The 3818-nt window shown below is 71.6% G+C and carries 3 protein-coding genes; 2 read left to right on the top strand and 1 reads right to left on the bottom strand.

The window, feature by feature from the left end; genetic code table 11:
- Window positions 1-406 precede the first annotated feature (406 nt).
- Together ACYVE9_RS18570 and ACYVE9_RS18565 are read left to right on the top strand one after the other, a co-directional pair.
- On the top strand, window positions 407-1204 hold the full coding sequence (locus ACYVE9_RS18570) for an ECF subfamily RNA polymerase sigma factor, BldN family (RefSeq protein WP_461029008.1): 798 nt from the start codon (window positions 407-409) through the stop codon (window positions 1202-1204).
- A 240-nt stretch (window positions 1205-1444) separates the two neighbouring features.
- Window positions 1445-2680, top strand: coding sequence for a DUF5667 domain-containing protein (locus ACYVE9_RS18565; protein WP_461029007.1), 1236 nt, complete (start codon window positions 1445-1447; stop codon window positions 2678-2680).
- A gap of 154 nt (window positions 2681-2834) precedes the next feature.
- Here ACYVE9_RS18565 and ACYVE9_RS18560 read toward each other — a convergent pair whose 3' ends face one another.
- Window positions 2835-3818 (bottom strand): lysophospholipid acyltransferase family protein, encoded by a 984-nt coding sequence (locus ACYVE9_RS18560; protein WP_461029006.1) that lies wholly within the window; start codon window positions 3816-3818, stop codon window positions 2835-2837.

The raw sequence follows: 3818 nt of genomic DNA, 5'->3' as shown, positions 1-3818 counted from the left end.
CCGGCGGAGCCGCCGCCGCCGTGGCCCTGCAACGCCGCCGCCGCTAGGGCCAAGGCCTCTGAGGCCGCTTCGGCGGCCGTCGCCCGGCGGTCTGCCCGTCGGCCGTCGCATGTACCTGCCCCGGTCGTGGCCGCGGCAGTCCTCACTTAGCAGATCAACCACAAGTGACACCGCAGTCGGTCCCACTCGGTTACCAAGTGATCAGAAACTGACTCGCGTTCGATAAACAATCGGTCAACAACCACTACCAGAGCAAACCGAATCGGCGATTTCGGCAACTGGGCGTAGCACGGCCTATACGAAGCGTTATTCTCCTCAGACGCATTCCGGGAGCCCCCGTGTCCCTCTTCAAGGGGCGACGAGCACCCGCACTGCACGTGATGAAAGCTCTGCCTCTGGGAGTCCCGTGTACCCACACGTCGGGGTTGACGCCTCGGGCCTGGCTACGCTGCGCACGACGGTCGCCGACCAGTTGCGCGCACTCGTCCACGTCCCCACCGTGTACGCCGTCCCGGCTTTCGCCGCGCCCGCTCCCGTAGGCCCCGCCTACGCGCTGGCCGACGGAGCCACCAGCGCCGCCACCCCGACCGTGGGCAGACGAACCCGCACCGGGGCCGCAGGCACCTCCACCGCCCGCCGACCGGCGGCGGACAGCGACAGCCGTCGCATGATGGACCTCGTCGAACGCGCGCAGAACGGCGAGGCCGAAGCCTTCGGGCAGCTCTACGACCAGTACAGCGACACGGTCTACCGCTACATCTACTACCGCGTCGGCGGCCGAGCCACCGCCGAGGACCTCACCAGCGAGACGTTCCTGCGGGCCCTGCGCCGCATCGGCACCTTCACCTGGCAGGGCCGCGACTTCGGCGCCTGGCTGGTCACCATCGCCCGCAACCTCGTCGCCGACCACTTCAAGTCCAGCCGCTTCCGGCTGGAGGTGACCACCGGCGAGATGCTCGACGCGAACGAGGTGGCCCGCAGCCCGGAGGACTCCGTGCTGGAGCACCTCTCCAACGCCGCACTGCTCGAGGCCGTGCGCAAGCTCAACCCGCAGCAGCAGGAGTGCGTGACGCTGCGCTTCCTGCAGGGCCTGTCCGTCGCCGAGACGGCCAGGGTGATGGGCAAGAACGAGGGCGCGATCAAGACCCTCCAGTACCGGGCGGTCCGCACCCTCGCCCGGCTCCTCCCGGACGACGCGCGATGACCAGGGGTAACCATCCATGAGCCCCCGGCCACCGGCCCGCCCGCCGAGCGGGTTGCCACCGCAGTCACATCATCGCCAGTCCGTAACCCGAGTGCGCTGCCGCTCGTTGTGGGGTTTGCAGACTCCCAGCGGTCTCCGCCTGCCCGGTCCGACTCACTCGTTCGGGCGTAGGTACGGAGAACGTGCAACCTTCCATATGGGGCCGGGAGTCAACCGTGCTGACGAGAGGAGGTGCCGCCCGTGATCGGATCCGTGTCATCGAATCGACGGGCCAACGCCTTCGCCCAGGCCCTGGATGAGCGCGACACCGAGGGCGCAGGTGTCCAGACGGAGGACAGCGCTCCCGGCGTCCCCGCCGACCAGAGCGGGCCGGCGGAGGGGCGCGAGCAGGCACTGATGCTCGCGCTCGCCGAGGGGCTGGGTGGAGTTCCCCGACCGCAGATGGCCGAGGAGGTGAAAACGGTCCAGCGGGCACAGCTGATCGCCGCGATGGAGACGCAGTTCGCGTCCGGCGGCGCCCAGGTGCCCGAGCAACGCGACCGCTCCCGCAAGGGCTCCCACCGCGCCGCCGCACTCGGCCCACTGGGCAGGCTGCGGCCCAGGTCGCGGCTGACCAAGAGCCTGGCCGCGGGGGGTCTCACCGTGGGAGTGGCCGCCGGGGCCTTCAGCGGTGTCGCAGCCGCCAGTACCGACGCACTGCCCGGGGACACCCTCTACGGGCTCAAGCGCGGCATGGAGGACCTCAAGCTGGACCTCGCGGGTGACGACGCCGAACGCGGCGTGGTGCACCTCGACCACGCCTCGACCCGCATGCACGAGGCCCGCCGCCTGATGGAACGCGGCAAGTCCGGCGCCCTCGACCACGAATCGCTCACCGAGGTCCGCAAGGCCCTCAACGCGATGTGGAGCAACGCCTCCGAGGGGCACCGGCTGCTCAACCAGGCGCACGCCCGCGACGGCCGCATCGGCCCGCTCCAGTCGCTCTCCGCCTTCACTCAGTCCCACCGCAAGGGCTGGAGCCAGCTACGGGAGCGGCTCCCCGTCCAGCTGCACGACGTCAGCGAGCAGGTCAACAACCTCTTCGAGGCCATGGAGGAGGACGCCGGCCCGCTCGAGACCCTGCTGCCGTCCGACGGCAAGAGCGAACGCCGGCCGGAGGGCACCCCGGACACCGGCGACCGCACCGGACAGGAGGCGCCCGGCGAACCGTCCGCCGAACCATCGGGCAGCGGCCCCTCGGACGGCCGGACGGCCGGCAGCGAGCAGCCCGACACCTCCAGGTCCGAGCAGCCGGCGGACGGCCTGCTGGACGGCGGAGGGCTGCTGGAACCGCCCGCCAAGGACAACCCGTCCGAGTCCGGCGAGAAGGAGGCGGAAGGCGAGAAGAAGCCCAGGCTCCCCGCGCCCGACATCACCCTCCCGCCCCTGCTGCCCGGCGGCCTCCCCGGCCTCGGGCTGGAGACCGGCGACGGCTGACGCGTCCGCCCCGCCCCGCGGGGCACCCCGCGTCTGACGTGGATCGGCCCGGTGCTTCCCTCGAAGCACCGGGCCGATCCACGTCTGGCATACGGGCCGCACCGAACCCGGTTCGGGGCCTCGCCGGGCCCACCGCGCCCACCGCGCCGAAGCGTCAGAAGAAGACCGAGCGGCGCTGCACCAGCAGCTTGTACAGGGTGTGCTGGATCCGCTCCCGCACCTGGTCGGTGAGGTTGAACATCAGCATCGGGTCGTCCGCGGCCTCCGGCTCGTACCCGTCGGTGGGGATCGGTTCGCCGAACTGGATCGTCCACTTCGTCGGCAGCGGCACCAGCCCCAACGGGCCCAGCCAGGGGAACGTCGGCGTGAGCGGGAAGTACGGGAAACCGAGCAGCCGGGCGACGGTGCGGGCGTTGCCCAGCATCGGGTAGATCTCCTCGGCGCCGACGATCGAGCACGGCACGATCGGCACCCGGGCCCGCAGCGCCGTCGAGACGAACCCGCCGCGCCCGAAGCGCTGGAGCTTGTAGCGGTCGGAGAACGGCTTGCCGATGCCCTTGAAGCCCTCCGGCATCACCCCGACGACCTCCCCGCGCTCCAGGAGCAGCTGGGCGTCCTCGGCGCACGCCAGGGTGTGGCCCGCCTTGCGGGCCAGCTCGTTGACCACCGGCAGCACGAACACCAGGTCCGCGGCGAGCAGCCGCAGGTGGCGGCCGGCCGGATGCTCGTCGTGGACGGCCGCCTGGAGCATCAGTCCGTCCCACGGCAGCGTGCCCGAGTGGTTGGCCACCACCAGCGCGCCGCCCTCGGTGGGAATGTTCTCGATGCCGCGCACCTCCACCCGGAAGTACGTGTCGTACAGCGGCCGCAGCAGCGACATCAGCACCTGGTCGGTGAGTTCCTCGTCGTAGCCGAACTCGTCGACCTCGTAGTCCCCGGTGATGCGGCGGCGCAGGAAGGAGAGGCCGTCGGCCGCCCGGCGGTCCCAGCCGGCGCCCAGTACCCGGTCCAGCAGACTGCCGGGACGGGCCTCGCCGGCCCCGGAGGGCGGCTCCCCACCCGGAGAGCCCTCGCCCGCCTCCGCGGCCGCCACGGACGGCGTGGACGGTTCCTCGGGCACCGGCGCCAGCTGCGTCAC

Source organism: Streptomyces sparsus, from assembly GCF_054776295.1.
The sequence above is the reverse complement of the archived record's forward strand: the minus strand, read 5'-3'. Positions and strand labels throughout refer to the sequence as shown.